The following is a 26,741-nucleotide window of genomic DNA, read 5'->3' as shown; positions in this document are numbered from 1 at the left end:
TTATGCTCCTTCCGGGCTTTCATCAGAACATGCCCTCCTCCTGATTGTCATTCTTTGATCTTTGGTCAAGTAATTCAGCAAACTCCTGTACCGAATTGTAGGTAAAGAAATCTGCTATTGTCAGTTCTGTATTGAAATGTCGGTTCATCTTCTCAAGCGTACGGAAACTGTTCAGAGAGTTTCCGCCAATGGTGAAATAGGACTTATCTATTCCGAAATCTTCGATCTGCAATACCTCTTTCCAGATGTTATAAATTGCCTGTTCTGTTTCAGTTGACGGCTGAAGAAGTCTGCTTGCCGAAGCAAATAATCCTCTGCTGCGCAGAGTATCCTTCCACGCCTCCAACTGCGGCATACGACTGTGAAGAGATTGTATACGAACTTCATAGTCAGCCAGCCTGCCAAAGCGAAGTTCTGCGGTATTGCCAAGGATCGATGAGATCTGTCCGGGTTCCTGTGCTTTGGGCAGATAAGCTATGATCCGCTGCTGCATCGGCTCGCAGCAGAACTGCTGCATATTCCGATTCTGTAAATTGATGCCATAGAACGAGAAACGGATATGATGCGCCAGCACATACAACATAACGCTAGCTGCTTCTTCTAGTGTCAGCAAATAGAAACCGTTCTTCTTCGATGATTCTTTAAGACCGTCGGGGATATCGGCTGACATTCCTATATTAGAAAGATTTGCAAAATTGATGCAGTACACCTGAGGATGCTTTTCCATACAAGACAATGCCATTTCATTAAGGAAACTGTTCGCACCTGAATAAGCTGCAAGCGAGGAACCTCCGAAAAATGCATTTACCGACGATAGCAGAAGCATACGACAATCAGGTCTGCCTTCAAGCAGCTTGCAAAGAGATGAAACCGCATATCCCTTTGGCGCCAATGCCTCATCGAAGGATCCCATCGTTTCGGATACCAGAAAATGCAATCGGAACTCTTCCCAATGATCTCTGCCGCCATGCAGTTCGGATACGCTGCCTGCAAAATGCAGTATACCTGCGAGGGTACTTCCATCCATTTGCTCTGCATCAGCAACAAAGGAAGAAAGCTGATCCGTATCTGAAAGCTCGATGTTTCGGTACGCAAGAACACTTTCATCCATTTGCTCGCTGCGGAATATCTCTCGTGCAGCTTCCTCAGACTTTCTGCCTACAGCAATAAAACGGCAGTTATAGTTTCTTGCCAGGAAGGACGTGATCTTTCTTCCCACACCGCCTGTTATACCGGTAACAAGATAAAGACCGCCTTCTGTGATCGGCTGTGTGACAGATGTATCCACATCTGCTGACACAAGATACGGAACATATCTGACACCGCTGCGGTAGACTATAACATGGTCGTTAGTCTGCGTGATCTCTTCAGCACCCGGCAACATATCGCCTTCCGCCACATCGATCTGCTTGACAAATATATTTCCGTTTTCCATCTGATAGCTTTGCAGGATCCCGTTGAATACAGCATTTTCATTCACACTGTCTCCCGGTTTTGCATAGAATCCTCCGCTTGTGAAAACATTTAGCACTACCCGATCAAGTCCATATTCTTCCAGCGAGCGGACAGTATCCTGAAGAATGGTGATCTTAGTGTGAATATCGCTGTCCTGTCCGAAGTCCATGATCACGGATACGTGCGTATCTGCAGGCAGTGTATCATATTTACTGAACGGAAGTACCTTAGTATAATTATCTTCAATCAAAGAGTGAATTGATCCCCTTATCGTTCCGACAAGAAGTACCGTACAGTCCTGCTCCGCCTCATGGGTGCAGGGCTTTTCCTGCCAGATCCTGGTCATCAGCGGTTTGTTTTTCTCGTCCGTTTCCGAAGTGGATATTCCCGCAGCAGAGTCGGTATATTTTCTGTACATTCCCTTCAGGTACAGTTCGATCATCTTTTTGCGCTGCAGTTTGCCGATATCCGTTTTAAGTATCTCAAATGACGGTATACAAACCACATCATGAGGAAACAGATTAAAGTTTTTAGCAAGGTCGCGACGTATCTTCTCATTTACTCGATCAATGTACGCCATAGTATCATCAGACTGCTCCAGCAGTACATCATCGGATATTTCCTGAGCACTGTACAGTATAAGAAGTTTTTCCGGAGTTCCGGGTACCACGGTGACAGCACCTGCCACACAGAAAGAACTCCTGACTTCCTGCAGAGTTTCCAGTTCGCTCTCGATCTCATGATTGTAGTAGTTCACACCATTTATGATGATGACATCCTTTTCACGTCCCGTGATCGAAAGCATTCCGTCTTTGATGAATGCAAGATCTCCGGTATTGAACCAGCCGTCTTCAGTATAACTTTCACGGGTCGCCTTCTCGTTATTGAAATACCCCTTGGTGATAGTATTGCCTTTCACCTGGAATCGTCCGATCTCACCTTCGCATTTGAGCTGATCGTGTTCATCGACAATACGCACACTGTCACCCGGAACGATCTCACCGACAGGTACAAAATTATCAGTCGGGCGGATAGTATCCTCATTAAATCCGAAATAATATATGACACCAGATGATGTTTCCGACATACCATAACTAGGTACGAATGCCGTTGACCTGAGTCCGAATGGTTTTAATCCCTTCAAGAAGGCAAGTCCCACTTCTGCTATTACTGCTTCTCCGCCGTCCAGGAACGTATGCATACAGGAAAGATCCCATTCTTTGTGTACATCGCCGCATTCCAGTGCATCAACGATCAGTTTATATGCAAAATTCGGTGACCATGTGATACACGCACGGTACTCATCAATTATATCAAGCCATGAAAGCGGATTCTTCAGCACCAGATCTGTATCCACATGTACCTGCAAGGCACACAGATACACATCACGAAGATGGAAATAAATGATACCGCCTACATGCGTCAGCGGCATCCAGTTCATACTGATATCCGCGGACGTAAATCCGTTCAGTGATACTTGACCGATGACCTGCGAGATCAGGTTAAAATGTGAAAGCTTAACGCCTTTAGGCAATCCCGTACTACCTGATGTGAACATGATAAGTGCCAGATCGTCGATCGGGCGTTCGATATGCTCAAACGGTTCATCGTTCTCCTTCATCAGGCAGCTGAACGGGAATATCTGCATCTGTTCTTTATATACTTCCTGTATATCCAGCATACTGCCGTAAAGAGCATCCGAAGTGATTATCGGGGGTTTATCAAGGATCTTCCAGATATTATAAACACGTGATGTGTTTGCATCAGCAATCCCATAATTCGCACAGGTCTGCACAGGCACAGGAACGATACCCGACAGGACGCATCCCCAGAATGTTTCTATAAAATCCTGATTATCGGTAAACTGAAACATCAGGACCGGATAATTGCCGTATGGAAGCTTGCGTACCTGCATCGCAATACGCTTAGCGCGTTCCAGAAGGAGTGAATACGATTCTTCCGTAACTGAACCGTCTGCCTTGATGAAAACGACCTTCTGATCTGACTTTGCAGCGCGAAACAGGAACTGCGACAGATCTCCGATACGGAATTTTTCAAGTTCAGAACTGATGTCACCGCGTCCATGGCAGATAGCTTTTTTGCTGTTAGCCTTGTTCTCAAAGCTGACCGGGTACTGCGTAAGGTCGGGAATACAAAGATTATCCTCGCACGGGAAGAATTCCTGCTCAAAAAAGACATTTGAAGAAAGCTTTGCCTGTACCTGTTCGAGATCGTCCACAGATACCTGCAGTTCACTGCTGATGCCGCAGAATGCAGCTTCATCCACTTTATATATTCGTATGGTATCTGCATCCGGCTCCTGATGTTTCAGATAGGAAAGGTACGCATCCGGAACCGGCTCTTTTGCTAGCAGATAGATCTCGGTCTCACCGTTTTCTGTTCGCTTAACGCGCAGATCCTTGATCTGTGACAGCGATCTTAATACTGACAATAATTGCTTCACTGCATATTCCTCCATATTATTTTGTCTTTCAGCGGACTGGCAGGGACTGCGATACGACGAAGATGCTGACCTGTAGTACGGTAATACATATGCCAGTCGATATCTGCACCTTTGCTGCAAAGTATCTGAAGGAGTTTTTCCGCTCCTGCTATTTTCTCCAGCCGTACCAGTTCCGCTGTGCCGTCATGCTCTAAAAGACTGCCGAGCAGCCCTTCTTCTGCGGTCAGATAGATAACAGCCCCGCCAGATGTCTGTTTGTGTATATACTGTAGAAATTTTTCTTCATTACAGCCATTCTGATCTTTCCAACGTTCTATATCACTCTGCAGTTCTTCATCCGATATGCTGTTATTCTGCCAATGTCTTACAACAACATTACCCAGACCGCATCCCAGCACCGAATGGACCGGGATGCCCAGATCTCTCAAGTAACTGATCTGCCTGAATTTCTCCTTGACATATTCTTCAGGAGTCTGTGCTTTTGTTTCTCCCGATCCTGAACACAATAAAACGACTGTTGTTGCTTTCAGCCGTTCTGTGATCTTTTCCGTTTGACAGCTGTGTAAGGCTTGTATCATCTCCTCACAGGTAGAACCTGTGACTGCTGCTGTATATTTGCATTTTGGACGACCAGTATTCATGGTGAATGCAAAATCAGCCAGATCCTGCTGCGGTAAACTTCCAAGTGCTGTACAGCATGAGTCGATCAGTTTTTCAAGAAGATCATGCGCTTGTGCAGAAAGCCGAAGAACACAAGGACGCTGCACAACTTCATCTACCTGCTGTTTCTTGGCGTTCCGCATCACCATATGTACACAGCTGCCGTTCATCGCATAGCTTCCTACAATACCAAAGCGTTCCTCCTCATCCCAATCAAGAAGTGTATCACAAGGCAGCAGGGTTGAGTTCTCCCATGCTACTGCTGTAGTTTTATCATGAAAACCACAGATCGGATAATGCTTACCCTCTGATACTTGCAGGACCATTTTAATAAATGATGCCATGCCGGCAGCATGTTCCAGATGACCGATGTTGGATTTGACAGCAGTGATCCTGCATTTCCTTTCACTGCCTGTCAATGCCTTTGCATAAGCCTGGAGCTCTATGGCATCACCGATCTTTGTACCTGTCCCATGCGCTTCAATGGAACCTATCTGCGATACTTTAACATCGGCATACTTCATAGCTTCCGTCACATTCCTGAGCAGCGTACGTTCCTCAGGGATCGAAAGATCTGTCTTTTCACTTCCTGTGTAAGCCATTGAAGACCCACAGATGACTGCATCGACAGAATCACGATCTCTGATGGCATCCGATATTCGTTTCAGTAAAACAGCACCGCCGCCTTCACCGATCCCCGTTCCGTTCGCACGCTCCTGGAACGGATAGGAGCGGAAATCCGGTGATGCGATCTTCGTCAGTTCCTCCACACAGCGATAGCCCTGGGGAGTATTCCGAAACTGCGTCAGATGAAATGATGCAGCAATTACCATATCGCATTCATCTGCCCTCAGCTCAGTGCAAGCCTGATGGATCGCCGTCAAAGCCGAAGTACAAGTCGTATCTACGAGATAAGCCTTATGAATGCCCCCAAGATAATGTGCGATCTTACCAAGCACCATTCCGCCTTTTCCTGACAGCAGATCTGTCTGATCAGTCAGTTCTTCTTCAGACAGACTCACTATCAGACCGGTGCGATGTTCTTTCAGTTCATCCAACGAATAGCCGGCTTGTTCAACCGCCTGCACGCAAAGCTTCAGAAGATTTCGTCCAACAGCGGTGAGTTCCAGTGCTTCGGTTTCAGAAATTCCAAAAAATTCCGGATCAAAATGATCTTCGGTTTCCAGAAAAGCATATTCTTTCTCATCTATCCTGTCAGTGTATCCGTATCTTGACTTCTTATTTTGAGAGATCCTTCGCACAGCATCCTTGCCCTCACAGAGCATAGTGCGGAAGGAATCGATCGTATCTGCCTTAGGGAAACAACAGCTCATTCCGATCACGGCAATTTCATCAAATTTCAAGGTTTCCCTCCTCTCAACAGTTGTTTTCTCTTAGAGCGGATCTGGCTGCGCTGTATCATGATCTCAGGTTCAGACTGTAGCGTTGCGGTCTTAACTTCATCCTTTCCGGAAAGCCAGACTGCCTGTTCCTTCACCGTTGTATAATTGAGCAGCGATACAAGTTCGATGTCCGTACCAAGGATACGGTCGATCTCTGATTTTAACTTATATAGCAGAAGCGATGAACCGCCGGCTTCAAAAAAATGTTCCTTGAGTGAAATATCCTGCCTGTTAAGTGTAAGTCTCCACGCCTCAAGTATCTTCTGTTCCAGCTCGCTTGCATCAGAAATGCAAGGTTCTGTGTGTTCCTGCACAGGCATCGGAAGATGATCTCTGTCCTTTTTGCCATTTGCTGTCAACGGAAGCTTTTCCAGGCAGACATACTGCTGAGGCACCAGTGACGGCGGGAAAATACTGCGAAGATATGAACGTATCTCTTCTTTTGCTGTCCCCTTGACTCCGGGACTTACAGTATAGTACAGCACAAGATGTCCATTGTTGCCTTCATCTTTCCAAAGACGTACTATGCAGGATTCGATCTCTCTGCACGACTGCGCACGGATCTCCAATTCTTCCGCTTCGATCCTTTGTCCGTTGACTTTCAGCTGATTATCGTTTCTTCCAAAATACAATAGTTCTCCGTTTTCATCCCATGCACCAAGATCTCCTGTTGCATACAACAGCTCATCTGAATCCCAGGGAGCCTGCATAAAACGTGCCTGCTCATTCACTGCGGTTTCATACCCAGTGATCACCCCTAAGCCTGAAATAAATATCTGCCCGACTGTTCCCATCGGAACACGCCGCAGTGTATCATTAAGTACATAGACGTTTTTATTATAGATCGGTCTTCCGATCGGCGTTTTATCAGATTGAAGCACTTCGCTCCGATCAATACAGCAGAAGGTAGAAACACTGGTGCATTCTGCAGGGCCATAGACATTAGCAAATGTACTGTGACAATTCTCCGCACCTGCCCAAAGACGCAGCGGTCCGCATTCAAATACGTCACCGCCCAGAATTGTGTCCTGTACACTTTCAAGATGTCTGAAATTCTCATGTCTTGCAGTATCCAGAATGGCTGCCATCAGCGAAGGGACACAGTTTATATGCGTGACCTGAAACTGACGTATATCTTCAATGATCTCAAATGTATTGAACAAACCATTCTTCGTGCATACCACAGCAGCTCCCTGCATCAACGGCGTGTACAGATTTTTTATTGATGCATCGAAATTAAAGTTATTGAGGAGCATCACACGGCTGTTCTGATCTATCCCGAAGGTTTCTGCATACCAGACACACAGGTTCATAAGCTTAGGTTCATCGATCAGGATGCCCTTGGGTTTTCCTGTAGTTCCGGAAGTAAAGATCACATATCCTGTCTGCTCATCTTCTGCAGGAGGAATGGGTATCTCAGTGCGATCCAAAGAGACCTGCAGGATACAGATCCCATCTGCCTGCGGACTGTCCCCCGATTCGCATAAAAGAACACGGATACGATTTTCAGTCAAGAGTTCCTGAACTCGCTGTGGTGGTGTGCGGTCATCCACAGGAACATAAAATGCCCCAATTGCTGCAATAGCAACGATCGCAGCAATAGTGAACGGACGATGTGCACAGAATACAGCGATCTTTTCCTTCGCACCGCAGCCGCTGCGCAAAAGTTCCTGTCGTATATGCTCCGCCATACATAGCAATTCGTGATAGGTCACATTCCCGTCACGATGAAAAACTGCGATACGTTCAGGTGATGCCTGCGCTTGTTTCTGCAAACGTACAAGAAATGATCCAGAACTATCTATCGCCTTCCTGAAGCCGTTTTCCGAACGTGAAAATGCTTCCAGCTCTTCCTGATCATACCATTCGATACTGCTGATAGGAATATACTGATCAACCAGGATTTCACGAAGGATCTTAAGGTATTTTTCACCATAGTATCTGATACGTTCCTTTGAATATGATGCTTCGTTATATATCCAGCTTACCGTATCGCTGCTGTACACAATACTGTAAGGACTTTCCGTATCCTTTATTTCATTCTGCATCAGTATCGCAGCGCCTATCATTCCGTCATTAGCAGTATCTTCACATTTCCAGAGCTTCAACTGATAATTCAGCTGTTCCCGAATGGTTCGCGTTTCGTCAATATCCACTGTATAGGAACACAGATCTCCTTTTTGATACAACCTGCATATTACTTGTTTCTGTCCTGTCAGCCGGTTCAGAAAAATATTGTATGCTGTCCAGATCAGGATTTTCAGGACAGCGCTTTTTCCATTGGATATAGCAAGCAAAGCATCGGAAAGTTCTTTATCCAATGCAAAATTGGCTCGCTGTATCGTGCTGCCGGATATATGTTCAGCATCAGACGGCAGCCATTGCTGTTCAGACTGCATTTCGGATCCCTCCTGTCAGTTTCAGCTTGCGGAGAATATCATGACAAAGCTCCTCCGTATGCTGGTTCATATAGAAATGCCCTCCTGTGAATTCCTTATGGCTATACTGGGCATTGGTAAAATTTCGCCATTTCTCAACTTCTCCTGTCATAGCAAACGGATCTCGCGAGCCACTGTAACTGTAAATAGGACAATGGACTTGCTGCGCTGTGTTCTTGTATTCCCTGAACAGTCTGAAATCTGTTCTGAGGATCGGCAGCAGGTAATCACGGAAGCTTTTGTTTTCCAGAAGCTGCTGCTCCGTTCCGTCGAAGTTCAGGAGAGTACGCAGCAGTTTACCGTCATCCAGATCCAGCATCTTTCCTTTTTCCTTTGAATGCGCAGGGTCGACCGTCCCTGAAACGAACATCGCCTCAGGTTCTACTCCAAGATTTTCCTGACAATAGACAGCCGTTTCAAAGGCGAAGAATGAGCCCAGACTGTGTCCGAAAAGTGCAAAGGGCTTTTTGAAGACTTCAGTATTTTCATCAACGATCTGTTTTACAATGCTCTGGATGTTTTCCGGCATCTTATCCCTAATGCGGTTTTCACGCATCGGAAGCTGCACAGGCAGCAGTCCGACTTCTATGGGGAGGTACTGTTTCCAAGGAATATATGCTCTTGCACTCCCTCCGGCGTGGGAAAAACAAATGAGATTTACATTTTTCTGCTCGTATTCTGTTTCGTATTTAAACCAATGCTTTAACATAGTTTCTCCTCCAGATGTTAAGCTGATTCTGACTTATAAATATACCGTACCGGCTATCAAAAGGAAAAGTCTGCTTCGATCTCATCTTCATCAGAACTGTGAACGTGACAAAGTTCTGAAATGGGTCGATCCATACCGCCTTCGACAATGGTTTGCAGAAGTGTCATGAATTGATCGGCATACCCTTCCAGCAGACTTTCGCTGAGATAGTTCTTATTTGCGACCAGTGCGATCCTACAGCGAGACTCCTGACGTTCAACAATAAGGCCTAAGTCACAAAGATGTCCTGTTTCCGCAAATCGTATCGCACTGATATGCGGTGATCCATTCTTAGTATCTTTCCGACAAGTTTCCTCTATATAATTGAAATGCAGATGATTAGGAAGAGTACGCAGCAGTTTTTCGTGTTTCAGATCTCGGATAAGACGTTCAAATGGCACAGAAGCATCCATGATCTGATCCACGACAGTTAGTTGCAACTTACCGCAAAACGTAATAAAGCTATCCGCTTCTGAGATCTCCTGTATGATCAGGGTCTCACGCACAAACAGACCACAGGTATCTGAAAAACGATCATCCATTCGGCTGTTGACCGGAATCCCGACACTGATCAGATCAGCACCCGTCAGTTGATGCAGCAGAATTTGAAATGCCCCGAGAAACAGAGTATGCATCGTCAGATTTCGGCTGCGTGCCATCAGCTGCAAATCTTGCAGATACGTATCTGATATCCGTACATCCTTAACAAATGTCGAAAATTCTCCAGGCTTAACTGTTCCTGAACAAGGTATTTCCAGATACAGCTGTTCTGCCAGACGTTCAAGTCTCTCTCTTTTTTCTGAGCGCACCTGTAATTTACCGGTACGTCGTTCCTCCATAATATACGTTGTATAACGATCGGCATCACGTACAGTCCGATTTTGGTAACGATCCCATATCTCGCGGAAGATCACCTGAAAAGAAGCTTCATCACTGTAAAGATGATGTATCCCTATAGTAAGGAATGAACGGTGCTGCGGCAGCTTGATCAGAACAAACCGCGCTGTTTTTTCGATTTTTTCCATATCCAGTGATAAGGCGATCATTTTTACAGCATCGTGCACCGACTTATCACTGACGAATGGCATTTTCGACCAGTTGAGGATCTCAAGCGTTCGTGAAAATGACTCTTGTATCTGTATCATCGGCAAGCCGTCTTTACCCAGACGCACCTCAGCACGAAGCATCTCATGATTTTGAACGGTCTGCTTGATCGCCAGCTGTAATCTTTCAACATCGATCTCTCCCTGTACTTCCTGTATAGCTGTCAGTCGGAAATAATCTGACGGATACATTTTTTCATACATCCAGATACCTTCCTGTTCCAGGGAAAGCTCTCCAGCACGAACAGGAATTGTTCCTTCTTCAGGCTGCTGCACTTCAAGAGGTCGGCACGCTGAAGCTATTGAAGAAAGATCGGCATGGCGAAAGATCTCCGCCAATGAGATATCGCAGCCAAGCTCTGTCCGTATACAGTTCCGAAGCTTAATCGCTTCAAGAGATCCGCCGCCTTTCAGGAAGAAATCGTCCTGTTCACCGAATTCCGATATTCCCAGGATCTCACAGATCAGCTTCTCGATCTTATGCTCCATAGATCTTTCCTTCTTTCTTCAGAAATGCAGCCAGTTCGCTGATAGTCTGGTAAAGGAACAGATCTCCGATCTCCAGATCACAGTGATCCGACATTTCCGAAATGGACATGATCGCTTTCAGGGAATTTCCGCCCAGATCAAAGAAATTGTCATAAATACCGATATCCTCACGTTCCAGTATCTTTTTCCACACAGCGCAAAGGTATGCTTCTTCTTCATTTCGCGGTTTGTCCTGAGATAATTTCCGTGTCACTTCAGGACGTGGCAAAGCCTGATAATTAACCTTTCCATTGGCTGTCAGAGGGATCTCATCCATTTTCACCCATACTTCAGGTACCATATAATGCGGCAGATGTTCCAGCAGATAAGCCTTCAGCAATTCTGCATCCATATCCCTGCAGCTTTCCTTCAAGACATAGTAAGCAGCCAGATAAGTATTATGTGTCTGATCCTCCAGAGCCTTAACAACAATATCCTTGACATATCCGCTTTTTTGAAGTGTGGACGGGATCTCCTCCATCTCGATGCGATAACCGCGTATCTTGACCTGACGATCAATGCGTCCGAGAAACTCCAGATTACCGTCAGAGAGGTATCGTCCTCTGTCACCTGTTTTGTAGCATATCATATCGCTTGAATTCCAGCGAACAAATCGCTTTTTCATTTCCGTTTCGTTGTTCAGATATCCCTTAGCTACACCTCTGCCAAGGCAGCAAAGTTCACCAACTGCGCCCATCGGCAGAAGATGCCCGAAACAGTCAGTCACGATCACACCTGTGTTGAATATAGGTCTGCCGATCGGAATGATCTGCTCATCTCCTCGGATACGATAAGTGGTAGATACTACTGTATTTTCAGCAGGGCCATAATTATTGAACACGCGATATGGAACACGATGGATATTTGTGAGCTTATCACCGCCCACCAACAGGCATTGAAGCGATGTATGATCCAGTTCCATAAACTGCTCAGCGACCTGTGTCGGCAGGAATGAATGGGTGATCTGATGATCTGCAAAGAATGCAGAAAGACGTTTCATATCATAACGCAGTGAATCCGGCAATACAAATACCGTACCGCCTGCATACAGTGATGGTAACAGTTCCCAGACTGATGCATCGAATGCAAAATTCGCATAGCGTGTCATTCTGTTGTCTTCATGCATCGCAAAAGCTTCACGGCTGTATACGCAGAGATTCTCCAAAGAACGGTGCGAAAGCATAACACCCTTGGGAAGTCCGGTGGTGCCACTGGTATATATCATATATGCAGTGGCATCCAGTTCCGGCAACGTTTCGGGCGCCATTGGATCCTCGGAGAGGATCTCCCCGATACCGAATTGATTTCTGGTTTTTGTCCCTGCGGGGATGCTTGTGTTATTCTGATCGATATGCAGTATAGCATCAAACCGGAACATAGTCAGTTCGTTCTCAATAGTGTAGTATTTATCAGATGTATCCACCTGTGTGATGACAGGCATCTCAAAACGAAGATCACGCAGAAAATCGGCTGATATAAACAGTTCCTCCGACCAGTCGGTCTTCGCACTCGGATCGATCTTCTGATATGCTTTCAGAGAGTCTATCAGCGCCGCCTTTCTGTCCTGATCCATCAAGTCTCCCAGATACAGTATCCCCTTGGGTTTCATGCGGGAAACAGCTTGTTTCAAAACCTTTCGCAGATAATTATATCCATTGAAACACTGGATCACACTGTTGATGATCACTATATCAAAGTCCTTCTGCGCTATCTGACCGATAAGATCAGCAGGCACTGCTTCCAGCCCGATATTGGATATTTTCTCCTGTTCGATATATTCAAGATTTTTACGAATGGTTTCTTCCGAAAGATCAGTACCGTAATAATAGCAGACATACGGAGCGATACGGAACATTGTCAGTCCTGATGCACAGCCGATCTCAAGCACACGGGTATCCTTTGTGAGATAAGGGATCAGTTTTCGTACAGTATTCTCACTGTATTCGTTCATCTCCTGTTCGGAGAACAATTCACCTGTGTAGGAACTTGTCCATCCGCCTTGCCCTATGCTGTCCTGTGCACTGCGGGCAACTATATTCCATATGTTCTTGTTCATAAGCGGATTGGAGTGGATCTCCTCCAGTTCGTACAGATCATCGCGGTCAAGGCAAGCATACGTACGGAACGTACTGCACTCCCACTGAAGTTTATTCACCATATCCAGATAGCGTGAGGTAGTAAGGACTACAGAGATCGATGCATCCTCCAGCATGACTCTTATACGGTCAAAAGGCAGCTTGACATCGATCGGCACATATACGCATCCGGATTTCATGACACCCAGTACAGCAGCCGCCTGCAGCACGGAGTTTTCTATCAGTATACCAACGCGCTCCTCCGTTTGTCCCGAAGCATAGTTTTTAACAAAATGAGCGATCTGATTTGAAAATCGGTCCAACTTTTCGTATGTATAGCTGCAGGTATCGTCTATCAAAGCATTTTTTTCTGGATGTGCCTGTACGTGTTCACGGAATTTTTGCAAAAATCCGACAGGTTCATACTGAAACTGCTCACCCCAGAACATACTGTCTGTGATTTTTTCATCTCCCAGCAGTCGGAGATCCTTCACACGCTGATCAGGATGCATGATCATCTCACAGCAAAGATCCTGCAAAACATCTGCCATTGTATCCATCATGGACTGAGGATACAAATCCTTGCGATAAGTGATACCCGCTGTCGTATTATGATCCTTCGTCAGTATCGAAAAACCTACCCCGCATCCATGTTTTTCAAAGATCCCTTTATCCTGCAGCAATTCACTGCACACACAGATCTTCATAACATATTCGCTGCTGCTGATGCGTCCGTTTCTTTTCAGAAGTGCCAGCAGTGGTGCATTCTGATGTGCGTACAGCTCTTTAATATTGGCTGTGACGCGTTTAAGCAGTGATTTAAGCGTATCCGTGGGATCGATCTCCGTATGCAGCAGCAGATAATCGTTTATCTGATCTGGATCATGTGTCATCAGAGGGACACTGAATGCCGCATCCGGGAGCGCTGTATAGCGTGAAACCAGCACAGATACAATACTCAGAAAAACAATATATTCTGCCTGTGCCGATCCTCTGCATATCTCGTGAAGACGCTGAGCAGCTTTCGCTTCAAGTTCAAAACGGATCTCACGGAAACCCATTTCGTTTTCGTTTGCTTCTGCCCTTATCTCCGACAGTTCCCATTCACCTTTAAACTGCTCTTCCCAGAAACTGATCTCATCCTGAAGGCCGGGATCAGAAAGCAGTACCTCTTGTTCATATAAATGTTTCATGTAATACCTCCGGATCATTTGAATGGTTTAATCAAATGAAAAATTGATCTCATCAAAAGTGGTGTCCTTCTGCAGCTTCTCCATGCTCCGCATTCCGATCACGGACAGTTTTCTGTCCGGTGAATCCAGGATCTCACCGAGGATTTCTCGGAAATCCTGCATGATCTGCTTAACGGTCTCCTCCTTGAAAATACGGATCCAGTAGCGCATCGAAAGTCTGATCTCATCGCCCATTCCATAAGCGGTACAAACCAGATCAAATTTCGAGGACATATCCAGATTTTGTGAAGTGAATGTCAGTTCAGGCAATTCCAGACGCGGGATATCGATCTCCTGCAATGCAAATACCAGATCAAAGAATGGATTTTTGTTGGCTTCGCGCTCAAATTCCATCATCTCTGTTACATCATTGAATTGTGAATCCTGATTCTCGTATGCACGGAATGCTTTCCTTTTAAGTGAATCCAGCATTTGAAGATATGACATATCCGGATCCAGATGAATCTTGATAATGAGCATATTCACAAACATTCCGATTATACGATGCTGATCATCACCGTGTCTGCCTGAGATAGGCATACCTATCACAACAGTATCCTGATGATTGCATCTGCCCAGCACCAGAAACAGCGCGGACAACAGCAGAATATTCAGAGTGCATTTCTGATCACCTGCAAATTGCTTGAGCCTTCTCGTAAACTCTGCATCAAATACCATCTCATAGAGATCACCTTCATTTGTACGAACTTTCGGACGATCGAAATCCAATGGCAGTGTAGACTCAAAATTAACTATATCCCGCAGTTCTTCTCTCCAGTAATCATCCTGTTTCAGCTTGAATGCGGACTGTTTGAATTCATTTTGCCAGAGGGTAAAGTCGCGGTAATTGTATGGAGGTTCTTTCACCTCATGTCCTTGATACAGATCCAGGAAATCCCTCAACATGATCCCCATAGAAGTCCCGTCACCTATGATATGATGAATGTCCAGAAATGCTGTATACCTATCTTGCCCACGCCTGATAAGCACAACACGCATCAACGGACCATGCTCAAGATCAAACGGTCGGATTAGTGTACGGACATCCAGTTCAGGATCATCGAGAAGTTCCACCTTGAAATGTGCTGAATCCTCGATCTTCTGTAAAACACTGCCCTCCACCTGATGAAATGTTGTACGGAAACTCTCATGTATCTGTGCGATACGTTCAAAAGCATCCACGAACCTCTTGACATCCAGTTTACCATTGATCTCCATGCAAGCAGGCATATTGTAAGCGGTATCACTGCTGTTGGTCATAGTCATGATCCACATACGCTTCTGGGCATCCGATACCGGATAATACTCCATATCAGGTGCTTTTTTCATTTGATAGGGATCATTGACGGAAGGTGCTTTGCCATCTGCCTGCACCGATACATCAGACTGTTCCTTTATAAGTTCGGCGATCTCCCGTATGGTGGCGTATTCATAAAGATCATCCAATTCTATGGTATCGCCATAGCGTTCCTTGAGTTTCTGGATGATTTTAAGTGACATGATAGAATTTCCGCCAAGTTCAAAGAAATCATCCTCAAGTCCTACATCATCCAGTTTCAGGTTTTCAATAAAAAGCCTGTACACATACTGTTCTACAGGATCTTTACTTTTCTGCATAACTTCTGCCTCTGCAAGTGATGCTGACTGTACAGTTTCTGCTTTCACATACTGCCAGCATTTTTTCTTTGCAAACGGATATGCCGGCACTGATGTTCTTTCCAATTTTTCGTGATAAAATGCATCCCAGTCGATATATAAGCCTCCGCAGTACAGCGTTTCAAACAGTAAAAGCGGATCATCCTGTGTGACTTGCAATATTCGTTCATGTCCTTCCAGAAGGCGCATCATCTCACTGTCTTTTCCAAATCCGATCAGCAGTGCATCAGTCTTTTTTTCAGCGAATGCCATAAATTTCTCGCGGTCAAAATCGCTTTTTGACATATCCCGAACGCCATCTGCAGCCTGTTCCGGTGTGATCTTGCCATTGATGAGATTCACGATCGCCTGTCCTCCGCGTATTCCCACGATACCGCGACAGTTAAGTCCCATTACCTTGAAACTGTTCACAAGTGCCGTATACAGAAGCAGCTGTGTCCCGTCAGGTGTCAGACTGCTGTGTGCCTTTTTAAGCAAGTCAAACTGATGTGCCATCTGCGGTACACACGCGGCAAGATGTTCAAGTACCGTCATTTCTGAAACACTGCCATCAACAAGCAGATAAAACTGACTGAATGATGTTTTGGAGCCTCCGATATCTTCTGACAGTTTTTTACGAAGCTGTTCCAGATCTCTGAAAGAAAATGCCGTACGGAAGTTTGCATCATCCCGTCCTGTATTTGCTGAGAATGCCAATGAAGTCGGACATATATCAGGATGAGTGTCAATGAATCCTGCATATGCCGCTGCATAATCACGCAGAGTTTCAGGTGATGATGCACTTAGTTTCAGTATATTCTCTGTGAGATGTTTTGGCTTTTCAAGTTTTTCTGGTGCGTTACCTATGACCATATGGACATTCGTACCGCATAATCCCAATGAATTGACACACGCATATCGTTCCGCATCGTTCCATTTCTCCGTTTGTCTGCACGGATAAACAACTGAATGCTCCCATGCGATCTGAGGATTTCCCTGCTTAAAATGCACCAGCGGATATTTCTTCTCAGCATATATGGCAATGAGTGCTTTGATAAATGAAGCAGCTCCTGCTGCCATGCCAAGATGTCCGATATTACTTTTGACTGCGGTAAGGGCGCAGCTATGCTCTTTCATCACCCCAAAATGAGCAAAGGCATCCTGCAAACCTTTCATTTCGATGGGATCTCCGATCTTCGTTCCGGTACCATGGGCTTCTGCCATGCCTATCTTCGCAGGATCAATGCCGCTGCGTTCCCATGCACGTATGATACACTCGGTCTGTGCTGAAGAACTCGGAGCAATAAGGCTGTTGCATCTGCCGCCGTTATGATTGGCAGCCGATCCAAGGATCACACCATAGATATGATCTCCGTCCCGCACAGCATCTTCCATTCGTTTGAGCAGTACCATCGCGCAGCCTTCTCCCACACCTGTGCCCGATGCCTGTGAATCAAATGACTTGCTTCGGTAAGAATCTGCAATTATGCCAAAGGATGTATTCTCAAATTCTTTTTTGGTATATGGTTCGATCTGTATATTGACACCACCGCAGAGGATAAGATCACACTCTCCGGATTCCAGTTCCATAACACCCTGGTGTATAGCCATCAGGGAAGATGAACAGGTGGTATCAAGCGTATATGACTTGCCGCGCAGTTTGTAAAAATCGGAAATACGTGCAGCTGCCATGCCTGCTTCATTGGCATTATAAGCAGCACCGGAAGTATCGCCCAACGTTTGCAGATAGCTGTTATTCCCAACAGCCAGTATCACACCTGTATTGGAATCACGCAGTTTCTTTCTGGTGTAACCGGCATATTCCATTGTGTGGACTGCAGTTTGCAGCGCAATACGGTGAGACGGATTTAGCAGGACCGCTTCACCTTTAGAATAACCAAAGAACTCATGATCAAACGATGCGATGTCATCTATATATCCGCGCTCAACATATAGCGACGGGTCGTGCAGTCCGACAAGATCCAGTCTTGTCCGGGGTATAGGACGGATGCAATCCACTCCTTTTTCCAGTTGGGTTTGAAATTCTTCTAATCCATCAGCACCGGGAAATACTCCGCCCATCCCGATCACTGCGATTTTATCTTGATATAACATATCCTTTTTCTCCTACATATTGTGGATTTGTATATTCGGTTTAGATCCGATCAGAACATAAGGCTCTCCATCTCATCTGAAGCATCAGAACCGTCAGAAGTCGTTCCGATGCGTGTATCGACAAGATTGGCAAGTTCAGCGATCGAACTGTATTGAAAGAAATCTGCTATAGACAGCTGAATCCCGAAATCTGCATTGAGCTCCTCCAGAACCTGAAAACTCTGGAAGGATGTTCCGCCCAGCGAAAAGAACGGTTTTTCAGGTTCGTAAGGGATCTCACCCAGTACCTTAACCCATATTCTGTATATTTTCTGCATAGTTGCGGTATTTTCCGAGGTTTCGGTATGCTTATTGAGTTCCGGAACAGCAAGGCGCAGATGAACATTCTGACGTACATCTTCCGCACAGAGCCGTTCATTCTTCAAAAGCGCACTCAATATACTAACATACTGTTCCAACATTTTTTCTGCTGTATCCCCTGAAATGTAGATACCTTGATATCCTATACCGAATCGAATACCGTTTTCCTCTTCAATGACATGAAAAGTCATAGCAAAATCGGTGGATGCCTTTCGTTCACTGTAGAAAATACAGAATTCTGCCTGTGCATCCGGAAGTTGTTCCTTACGCTGACCGCCGTAATAATTCTTTCCCTGAAAACTATAAATGACATTGAACAGCCGTTTTTTGGTCGTGCGTTTAACAGCAACGTCCTTTACCAGTTCCTCCAGAGGTATGCGTGAAGCATTAAGTACATCAGCCATCTGGAGATGTACTCGCCGCAGCAGTTCATCGGCATCGGTTTCCGGCTGCTGATCATATTGAAATACGGTCGTATTTGAGAAATATCCAACAGTGTTCAGATACTTCTTTTCGCGGTTCAGGACGGGCATCCCGATGTTTATCTTCCCGCATCCGCTTCCCTTGCACAACAACTCTCCCAAAGCGGTAAAACATATCTCACTGAGCGTGAGCTTGTTTTCAGACGCATAGGTTTTAAGCTTCTGATACATAGGGAAACTAAGCTGCTTTATGACATTTCCGTTTTCTGCCGGATATCCACTTTCCTGAAACGGTATCTCACAGATTTCCGGATCAAAATGAGTATTCCAGTATGCACGCTCCTCTGCATAATCTGCCGCTTCTGAATTAGTGTAGCACACATAATCAAGATAGCTGAAAGGTTCAGGCTCCAATTCGGGAATTTCTCCGGCTGCCAGCGTTCTGTATACCGAAAATAATTCATCCCGCAGAATACTCAGTGACCAGCCATCGTGTGCAATATGATGTATAGACAGCAGAAGCATTGCAGATGTATCACTTCTGATAAACAGTGTGTAACGAAGCGGGATCTCTGCAGCAAGATCGAAAACCGTTGTCGCTTCTGACTCGATTTGCTTTGCATCCTCATCCGCTCTGCCTGACAGATGTACGACCCGATGTGGTACACTGTCTGCATCCTGAACCATCTGGAAAGGCTTACCGGCTATGACCGGATAAACCGTACGCAGGATCTTGTGCTTTTTTAACAGGCAGCGGAAAGATCTCTCAATGATATCAATGCTATAATGCCCCTCAAATGAGATCTGATAGCGGCTGACATAGCTAATATCCTGCTTCTGATACTGATAGATAAACCACATATTGCGTTGTTCCGGAGAAAGCGGATACAAACCGTACCGTGCACCGTCTGTTTCAGCCTTTTCCTTGAGTACCCTCTGCTGTTCCGGCGTTAACTGCGCCACTCTTTTCAAAAAGCTCATTATCACTTTACCTCATTCAAACAATTCATCCAGAAGATCCTCAGGACTGTATTTTTCCTCTTCAGCAGCTGACTGATCTCCATGATCCATGCCGCCTTCACTTTCCTGTGACATCCTGTTTTCAAGATATTCCGATATATTACGAAGTGAACCAAGTTCATACAAAGAAGCTATCCCAATATCTGTGTGATATTTCTCCTTGATATTAGCATTAAGTATAAGGACAGAAAGTGAATCAAATTCATAGTCCATAATATCTTCATCGACCGCGATATCATCAATATTCAGGATCTCAGTAGCGATGGTTTTCAATTCATCCAGAAGCGTTGTTTCTGCACTCTTTTTCTGTACAGTATCCACTGCTGTTATCTTACACGTATCTTCGCAAAGAAGCTGTTCAGCATCAAAAAGACTATTGCAGATCTGAGCAAGTTCATCTTCATTCCTATAGAACATGACCTGCGCAGAACCTGCATTTTTCTGCAGGGACGCAAGGCGTTCCTCTCTGACCACATCCAGTGTTCCTTCAGCATTTTCAGGTTTTCGCAACAGGAAGATCGCCGTATTTGTCAATTCAGGTGCATCGGTTTCGGGAAAAGACAGCACCAATTCAAAGCCTGCTTCGCGGAAGCAGCGTTTCCATTCCTCTATACTCAAGTAAGGCCGTTCACGTGCAGGAACTGAATCTTTATAATTCCACCAGCCGGGAAGTATACCAAATACACATTCCTGTACATCGTAAGTGAGAATTACCTGGACAGCCGCCAGATATCCTCCCGGTTTTAGTACCTGACGGATATTTTTAAGTCCAGCAGGCAGATCCTTTAGCAGATGCAGCATATTATCTTCTACCATAACATCCAAACTGTCCTTGGCAATACCCTGCATTGTGAGATCTTCCATTGCATCCACGACCGAGAACTCCATAAAATCCCATTGATTCTGCTTAGCTGACAATCTCTGATTCTGCACGAATCCCTTGCCAACATCAGTGAACAGGTAGCGCAGCTGTTCAGAGCCAAGCTGTTTAACGATCTCTCCTGTCAGCTGACCGGTACCGCCGCCTATCTCCATTACAGACAATTCGCTGCCGCTCTGTTTGCCCTGCTTCAGGATCTGTGCCAGAAGTTTGCAATAAACAGTTTCTGTTGTAGCGGTCTGTCCTACGTTCTGTAAACTGTTGATGCTGCCGCCTTGACGCAGAATATCATTACCGTTTCTCTTGCCCTGTGCAAATTCCATGTAGTGATGCACACTTTCTGCCAGAAGTTCTGCAATATCTGCAAATTCAGGATGATCCTTACAGAATGTAATGACAGCTGCATCAAATGCTCCGCCCATCTCCTTCATCTTCTCAGCATTCAGTAGTGTGAGCCTGTCATCCTTTGTTATCAGAATGGAAGCATCCCTGATCAGTCCGATAATGAACCTCAGAAAATGCACATTCTCAGTGAGAAATTCATTATCTGCCATCCATTGATGCATAGTAAGATGCGATCCTGAAAAACGGCATACACTAAGAAAATATGCTGCACCTAAACGGCACAACTGTTCCATATCCTGTTTTGCCGAACTATCAGCTCCTATGAGGTGGATCTGTGAAGCCTCACACAATCTTTCTGCATTTTGGGAGGTTTTCTGCCATACTTCCGACGGATCACCGATCACAAAACTACGGTTACGATCCTCTCTTTCTGCAAGATAGAGTTTGACCTCCGGACGTTTAGCAATATACGAACTTAATGCATATCGGCTGTCCGAAAGACCATCCTGGATCAGTACACGCTTTTTGACAGATGTTCTCTGTGCTGATACGAACTCGGTTTCCGGATGTTTGTATTCCGTTCTTTCAAACGCATATCCGGTTGTCGGTATCCTTGAAGGTTTCTGTTCCCATTCAGCATTCCAGTCAATATCCTCTCCGCCGACATAACGTTCTCCCAGTGATTTCAGACGTAAGAACATATCGTTCACGGATTCAGTGACGATCTCCCCGTGTGCATCCAGTATCAGGTAACTGCGGCACCTACAATGCCGTTTCCCGACCTGATAGGTATAGGCAATCTCTGCCGTCATATCATGATGCTTGGCAATAAAGGCTTTCAGAAGCTCAATATTCCGTTCAAGAGCTGCTTCCGTGATACCGCTGACAGGAACTAAGAAATGATCCATAGCCTGTGGTGCCGATTTATGTACTTCCGGTGCTTGTTCTACTATAACATGAGCATCAGATCCGCCAAATCCGAATGAGCTGACAGCAGCACGTCTGACTCCGTTTTTCTTCCACGGATGCAGCGATGTACTGACACTGATCTTTCCTTGATATTTCAGAAGTTCAGGGTTTTCTTTTGCAAAATTGATAGTTGGCGGGATCATACCCTTTTCAACACAGAGGATCGTTTTTATCAGCCCGGCGATACCTGCAGCAACATTAAGATGCCCTATGTTGGATTTCACTGAACCGATCTCCACCTGATAGTTTCCTGTAAATGATCCATAAGCACGGTCGATCGCCTGGATCTCCACACGATCTCCAAGTGGGGTTGCTGTACCGTGGCCTTCAATATACTGTATGTCCTCAGGAGAAACACCTGACAGTTCCAGAGCCTTCACCATCGCTTCTGCTTCTCCCTGCACACTGGAGGCATGATATCCTGCTTTCCTGCTTCCATCGTTGACCAATGCGCTGGATTTAAGCAGTGCGTAGATATGATCTCCGTCGCGGATAGCATCTTCTGCCCGCTTCATTACCAAAACTCCCATACCATTACCCGGAACATAACCGTCCCCATTTTCATCATACGCCCTCAGTGCACCGCTGGAGGAGGAAACTCCGTCAACTATCTGGTATCCTTCATCATATTCACGGATATTCACACCGCCTGCAACAACCAGATTGCATTCATAGTTCAGCAGACTCTGTATGCCGTAATGAACTGTAGCAAGTGATGTGGCACAAGCAGCACGCATCACCATCGACGGACCTTGCAGATCCAGCTTATAGGAAATGCTGCTTGCCAGTGTATTCTGCAGAAACATTGATACACGGTCAAAAGTTTGCCCACTGTACTTCTTGCTATAGTAATGATTCCAGACATAATAGTTTTCATCTGCTCCCAGAAACAGTCCGATCTCACGATCTCCTGTATCCTGTGCATAACCTGCATCCTCCAAACCGTGATAAACACATTCCATTACGATACGGAACTGCGGATCCATGCAAACTGCATCACTGTGATTCACACCAAAAAATTCTGCATCAAAAAAATACATATCATCGAGCTGTCCGTAAGCGTCCACGAAATTTTCTTTCTTCACGCCGGTACGATCGATGCAGTCCTTTCCCTCGCTGATATTTTTCCAGTATTCCTCTATGTTCGCAGCATGTGGAAAACGTCCAGCCATTCCGATGACAGCAATATCCATATCACGCACGACCTGCTGATTCATTCTATAACTCCTTTCGATTGGGTTTGACATTCCTTAAATTTCGTCGATCTCATATCCTGCATTGCAGGCAAGCAGTTTCTCTTCGATCTTCCTGCAAATAGTTCCGGGATCATTCTGAAAATAGAAGTGATCTCCTTTTGTCAGGCATAGTTCAAATGGACCGTCAGTATAATTCTGCCAATCCTCAACATCTTCGATACGTTCGATCTGTGGATCCTGTGCTCCGCACACAGCGAATATGGGGCATTCCAGACGTTCTGCTATACCGCTTTCATAACGCTCACACAATTCATAGTCGGCACGCATGATCGGCAGAAAAAATCGCATCAGATCCTCATTCCCGCCGAACATATCCTCCGTCACACTGTAGTGTCGACAGAATTCTTCATCGCTCATGGCAGCGGTAGATACAAGATGCGTTGTTCCCGGAGAGATCGCCGAAGATATCACCAGGTATGCAGGTTCAATATTAAAGTAACGTTTCAGTGCGGCTGCCGTTTCATAGGCTATGATCCCGCCTGCACAATGTCCGAGAAAAGCGAAAGGTTCACAGAAAAGTTCTGCGCCTTCCATCGCAAGATTCTGTGCCATTTCCTGAATAGATCCGGGCATTGGCTCCTGATATCGCAGATCCCTCATCGGGTACTGGATCGTTCGGAGATTGATCTGCTCCGTAAAATAAGATCCCCATTTTGCAAAAAATGCGGAACTGGCACCGGCATGAGGAAAGCAGAACAAATTTATCCTGCTTTCCTTGTGATCTACTATGTGATTAATCCATTTATTCATATCCAATTTTTTAAGACGCAGAAACATTTTCTGCGTTTTCTCCTTATTCTTGTGGAATACGGCGCAGTATCTTCCGTTTTTCGGAAGTCTTGCCGTTTGCCAATTCAACAGTGCTGTCTGCAACGAGAGAAATAAATTCCATATCATGCGTGATCAGCAGTATAGTTGTCCCCTTTCCTGCAATATCCCGAAGCAGCACAGCAAGTTCTCGCATATGCTTTCCATCCAATCCGCTGGTAGGCTCATCAAGGATCAGAAGTTCCTTCTTCTTGAGAATGGAAGCTGCGATCAGAACGCGCTGTTTCTGTCCTCCGGACAGTGAACCGGGGTGCCTGTTTACATACTGCCTCAGATGCAGACGTTCCAGCAGCCCGATAACTTCATCACGGTCAATATTCCTTGAACGGATACCGAGAGTGATCTCCTCGTAGACCGTTGAAGCATACAGCTGATAATCCGAATCCTGCTGCACAAAGAAATTGTGTCTTATCCGCTTTCCTTTACTGCATTTTTGTCCGTTGATATATACTTCACCGCCTGACTCCTTAACAAGTCCTGAAAGTATGCGGCAGGTTGTGGATTTACCTGCACCGTTTTGACCTGTCAGTGCAAGGATCTCACCTTTCTGAACGCGGATATTGATATCACTCAGTATCTCTTTGCGCTTGACTTTGTAGCTTATATGTTTCATTTCAACAAACGGTGAGTCATCCTCAGCCGCCAGAGGTGAATATTGCAGTCTTGTCTCCTCCAGTACACGCAGACCGAGTGATTCCATCTGCTTTCCGGTCAGCTTAGCGATCGCTGTACTGTCAATATCCCGTATTATGCGACCGCCGCTGAGCACTATCAGCCTATCCATGAGTTTCCGAAGATAATACAGTCTGTGTTCCAGTACCAGTATCGTATAACCTTCCTGCTTTAGTTCTTCCAGCATCCCTGCAAGATTCTCCATAGCTTCCGGGTCAAGATTTGCAGACGGTTCATCCAGCATGATCACCTTTGGTTTCACTGTGCATACGGATGCGATGGCTATCTTTTGCTTTTCACCGCTTGACATCATGAACATACACTTATCGAGCAGAGATCCCATATCCATCCGTTGTGATACTTCCTTCAGACGTGTACGCATAACATCCCGATCGTATGCACGGTTCTCCATAGCAAGTACGATCTCATCCGTAGAATTTGTAGCAAAAAACTGACTTCGCGGGTCCTGAAAAACACTGCCTATATTAAGTCCGATCTGATCAATAGTCTTATTTTCTGCATTTTCTCCGTCAATAAAGTAGCTTCCTGACAAATCGCCCTCATAAAATGAGGGGCATAAGCCATTCATTATCCTTGAGAGAGTCGTCTTTCCGCATCCGCTCTCTCCTGCAAACACTATGAACTGACCGTCATAGATCTTCAGATCGATATCCTGAAGATCTTTCTCCTTTTCTTCTTCAGCAAGACCATACCGAAAAGATATATCGTTTAATTCCAGCAACCTTATCCTACTCCCTGTAATGTTCTGTCAAGAACGATGCTCCCACTGACTGCGGCTCCATACAAAAGAGTCAGGAGCGTATCTGTTTTCTTCCATCTGACTTCTGTATAAGGATTCATCGTTCCATTCAGGCTCATCCCTCTGACCATTGCCGCTGCAGATAATTCATCTGCCACTTTACTGGTGCGGATCAGCAACGGTACCAGTATGTATTCCAGTGTGCGGTACGGATGAATGACCACTGTCAGTATATTTGTCCCTATGCCGCGGAATTTCTGTGAATCACGGATCAGACGGTACTCTGTCCCTATCGTAGGCAGAAACCTGAACATGATCGAGATCGACAACGTGACTATCCGCGGTACACGTATCCTTGAAAGTGTCGCGATCAGTTTTCCAGTAGAACCGCGGCTTATTGGCACTGCCGCCATGAATGGCAGCAGCATTCTTCTGGCATAAATACAGATCATCGCCAGGCTGCCAAGATGCGGGTTACGGCTCAGAGGGAACACCAGACCCCATAGTACCGCAAACAATACCGCATTTTTCAGCGCCTCCTTCGGATAACCTGAAACAACAAGCCAGAGTACCAGTATCACCATAAGACTTACCAATGCTGCTTCTGTTTTAAGTGCAAAGATCAGACACGCTGCTGCCACCATAACAATGAAAGCAACACGGGTATCAATATCCGTTTTTTTCATCACTCAGGCGATGCCAGCAGGTGCAAAGTGCTTACGGAACATCTTTGTACCAATTAATACGCCAATAATAGAAAACGCTATCAGAACCACTGCTACACCCAGCATTGTCAGCGGCTGATGATAAACACCGATAGTTGCGGCAACGGACTCGGGAGATGCTCCTGCTGCAGTCATCCTTGCTGAGTATGACTCTGTCAGGAATATTGCCGGGAAGAATGAACCAAAGCCGTACAGGGTCGTGTGAAGAGCATAGGCTGCGGTACTTTTTACCATGTTTCTGTAGCCGTCGCCAAGACAGATCGCCTCACAGATCAGACCTCCGACAAAGAATACCGCAGCTGTCAGCAGCTGACCACAGATCAGCATATACAGTGCCTTTACTGAAAAGAACAAGATCTGTGTACCTATTCTGGGAGCTTTGTTGATCATGATCTGATAGATCGGACCGCAGATGAGTGCCATCAGCGCATAGCCGCCAAACAACATTCCATATACACTGCCCGAAAACGGGATAGCTGTCACTAAGCTGACAATAAAAGTAAGTACTGAAAACAGTACAACAGTAACTACATCCTTGAATCCAATTGTCTTTCTGTGATTTGTTTTTGAAATACTCATAAAAATACTTCCTTTATAATATAAATTTTAAACTGATGCGCTGCAAAAGACAGCAGCGCATCTTATTTT

General features: G+C 45.5%; 13 protein-coding genes. All 13 read right to left on the bottom strand.

Annotated features, from left to right (window positions below):
* Window positions 1-22: 22 nt before the first annotated feature.
* The 13 genes from RUMAL_RS04510 to RUMAL_RS04450 are packed head-to-tail and all read right to left on the bottom strand — an operon-like array spanning window position 23 to window position 26,672.
* Window positions 23-3,919 (bottom strand): AMP-binding protein, encoded by a 3,897-nt coding sequence (locus tag RUMAL_RS04510; protein ID WP_013497588.1) that lies wholly within the window; start codon window positions 3,917-3,919, stop codon window positions 23-25.
* Complete coding sequence (locus RUMAL_RS04505) at window positions 3,916-5,943, bottom strand: beta-ketoacyl synthase N-terminal-like domain-containing protein (protein ID WP_013497587.1); 2,028 nt, start codon at window positions 5,941-5,943, stop codon at window positions 3,916-3,918. Before RUMAL_RS04505 ends, RUMAL_RS04510 begins: the two co-directional genes overlap by 4 nt.
* Entirely contained in the window at window positions 5,940-8,381 is a 2,442-nt protein-coding gene (locus RUMAL_RS04500; protein WP_013497586.1) for a non-ribosomal peptide synthetase, read from the bottom strand. Before RUMAL_RS04500 ends, RUMAL_RS04505 begins: the two co-directional genes overlap by 4 nt.
* On the bottom strand, window positions 8,371-9,129 hold the full coding sequence (locus RUMAL_RS04495) for a thioesterase II family protein (RefSeq protein WP_013497585.1): 759 nt from the start codon (window positions 9,127-9,129) through the stop codon (window positions 8,371-8,373). The genes RUMAL_RS04500 and RUMAL_RS04495 overlap by 11 nt, the downstream gene beginning before the upstream one ends.
* Window positions 9,130-9,185: 56 nt before the next feature.
* Window positions 9,186-10,760, bottom strand: a complete 1,575-nt coding sequence (locus RUMAL_RS04490; protein WP_013497584.1) for a condensation domain-containing protein — start codon at window positions 10,758-10,760, stop codon at window positions 9,186-9,188.
* Window positions 10,750-14,067, bottom strand: a complete 3,318-nt coding sequence (locus RUMAL_RS04485) for an AMP-binding protein (RefSeq protein WP_013497583.1) — start codon at window positions 14,065-14,067, stop codon at window positions 10,750-10,752. Before RUMAL_RS04485 ends, RUMAL_RS04490 begins: the two co-directional genes overlap by 11 nt.
* Before the next feature lie 27 nt (window positions 14,068-14,094).
* Complete coding sequence (locus RUMAL_RS04480) at window positions 14,095-17,856, bottom strand: condensation domain-containing protein (RefSeq protein ID WP_013497582.1); 3,762 nt, start codon at window positions 17,854-17,856, stop codon at window positions 14,095-14,097.
* A 50-nt stretch (window positions 17,857-17,906) separates the two neighbouring features.
* The gene (locus RUMAL_RS04475) at window positions 17,907-19,619 is read right to left on the bottom strand and encodes a condensation domain-containing protein (RefSeq protein WP_013497581.1); all 1,713 of its coding nucleotides are present in this window, start codon (window positions 19,617-19,619) and stop codon (window positions 17,907-17,909) included.
* 12 nt (window positions 19,620-19,631) lie between these two features.
* Complete coding sequence (locus RUMAL_RS20570; protein WP_013497580.1) at window positions 19,632-23,069, bottom strand: beta-ketoacyl synthase N-terminal-like domain-containing protein; 3,438 nt, start codon at window positions 23,067-23,069, stop codon at window positions 19,632-19,634.
* A gap of 33 nt (window positions 23,070-23,102) precedes the next feature.
* Window positions 23,103-23,858: a thioesterase II family protein gene (locus RUMAL_RS04465; protein WP_161635452.1), complete on the bottom strand. Its 756-nt coding sequence runs from the start codon at window positions 23,856-23,858 to the stop codon at window positions 23,103-23,105.
* A 43-nt stretch (window positions 23,859-23,901) separates the two neighbouring features.
* Window positions 23,902-25,350: an ABC transporter ATP-binding protein gene (locus tag RUMAL_RS04460; protein ID WP_013497578.1), complete on the bottom strand. Its 1,449-nt coding sequence runs from the start codon at window positions 25,348-25,350 to the stop codon at window positions 23,902-23,904.
* Between the two features lie 2 nt (window positions 25,351-25,352).
* On the bottom strand, window positions 25,353-26,054 hold the full coding sequence (locus tag RUMAL_RS04455; RefSeq protein ID WP_013497577.1) for an energy-coupling factor transporter transmembrane component T family protein: 702 nt from the start codon (window positions 26,052-26,054) through the stop codon (window positions 25,353-25,355).
* A gap of 3 nt (window positions 26,055-26,057) precedes the next feature.
* Complete coding sequence (locus RUMAL_RS04450) at window positions 26,058-26,672, bottom strand: MptD family putative ECF transporter S component (protein ID WP_013497576.1); 615 nt, start codon at window positions 26,670-26,672, stop codon at window positions 26,058-26,060.
* Between the last annotated feature and the right edge of the window lie 69 nt (window positions 26,673-26,741).

This window comes from Ruminococcus albus 7 = DSM 20455, assembly GCF_000179635.2.
Lineage (GTDB): Bacteria > Bacillota > Clostridia > Oscillospirales > Ruminococcaceae > Hominimerdicola > Hominimerdicola alba.
Note: the sequence above shows the minus strand (reverse complement) of the source record. Positions and strands in the feature narration are given on the sequence as shown.

Coding starts and splice junctions, on each gene's coding strand:
- RUMAL_RS04500 (WP_013497586.1), bottom strand. CDS start 8,381: ATGCAGTCTGAACAGCAATGGCTGCCGTCTGATGCTGAACATATATCC.
- RUMAL_RS04495 (WP_013497585.1), bottom strand. CDS start 9,129: ATGTTAAAGCATTGGTTTAAATACGAAACAGAATACGAGCAGAAAAAT.
- RUMAL_RS04490 (WP_013497584.1), bottom strand. CDS start 10,760: ATGGAGCATAAGATCGAGAAGCTGATCTGTGAGATCCTGGGAATATCG.
- RUMAL_RS04485 (WP_013497583.1), bottom strand. CDS start 14,067: ATGAAACATTTATATGAACAAGAGGTACTGCTTTCTGATCCCGGCCTT.
- RUMAL_RS04480 (WP_013497582.1), bottom strand. CDS start 17,856: ATGTTATATCAAGATAAAATCGCAGTGATCGGGATGGGCGGAGTATTT.
- RUMAL_RS04475 (WP_013497581.1), bottom strand. CDS start 19,619: ATGAGCTTTTTGAAAAGAGTGGCGCAGTTAACGCCGGAACAGCAGAGG.
- RUMAL_RS20570 (WP_013497580.1), bottom strand. CDS start 23,069: ATGAATCAGCAGGTCGTGCGTGATATGGATATTGCTGTCATCGGAATG.
- RUMAL_RS04465 (WP_161635452.1), bottom strand. CDS start 23,858: ATGAATAAATGGATTAATCACATAGTAGATCACAAGGAAAGCAGGATA.
- RUMAL_RS04455 (WP_013497577.1), bottom strand. CDS start 26,054: ATGAAAAAAACGGATATTGATACCCGTGTTGCTTTCATTGTTATGGTG.
- RUMAL_RS04450 (WP_013497576.1), bottom strand. CDS start 26,672: ATGAGTATTTCAAAAACAAATCACAGAAAGACAATTGGATTCAAGGAT.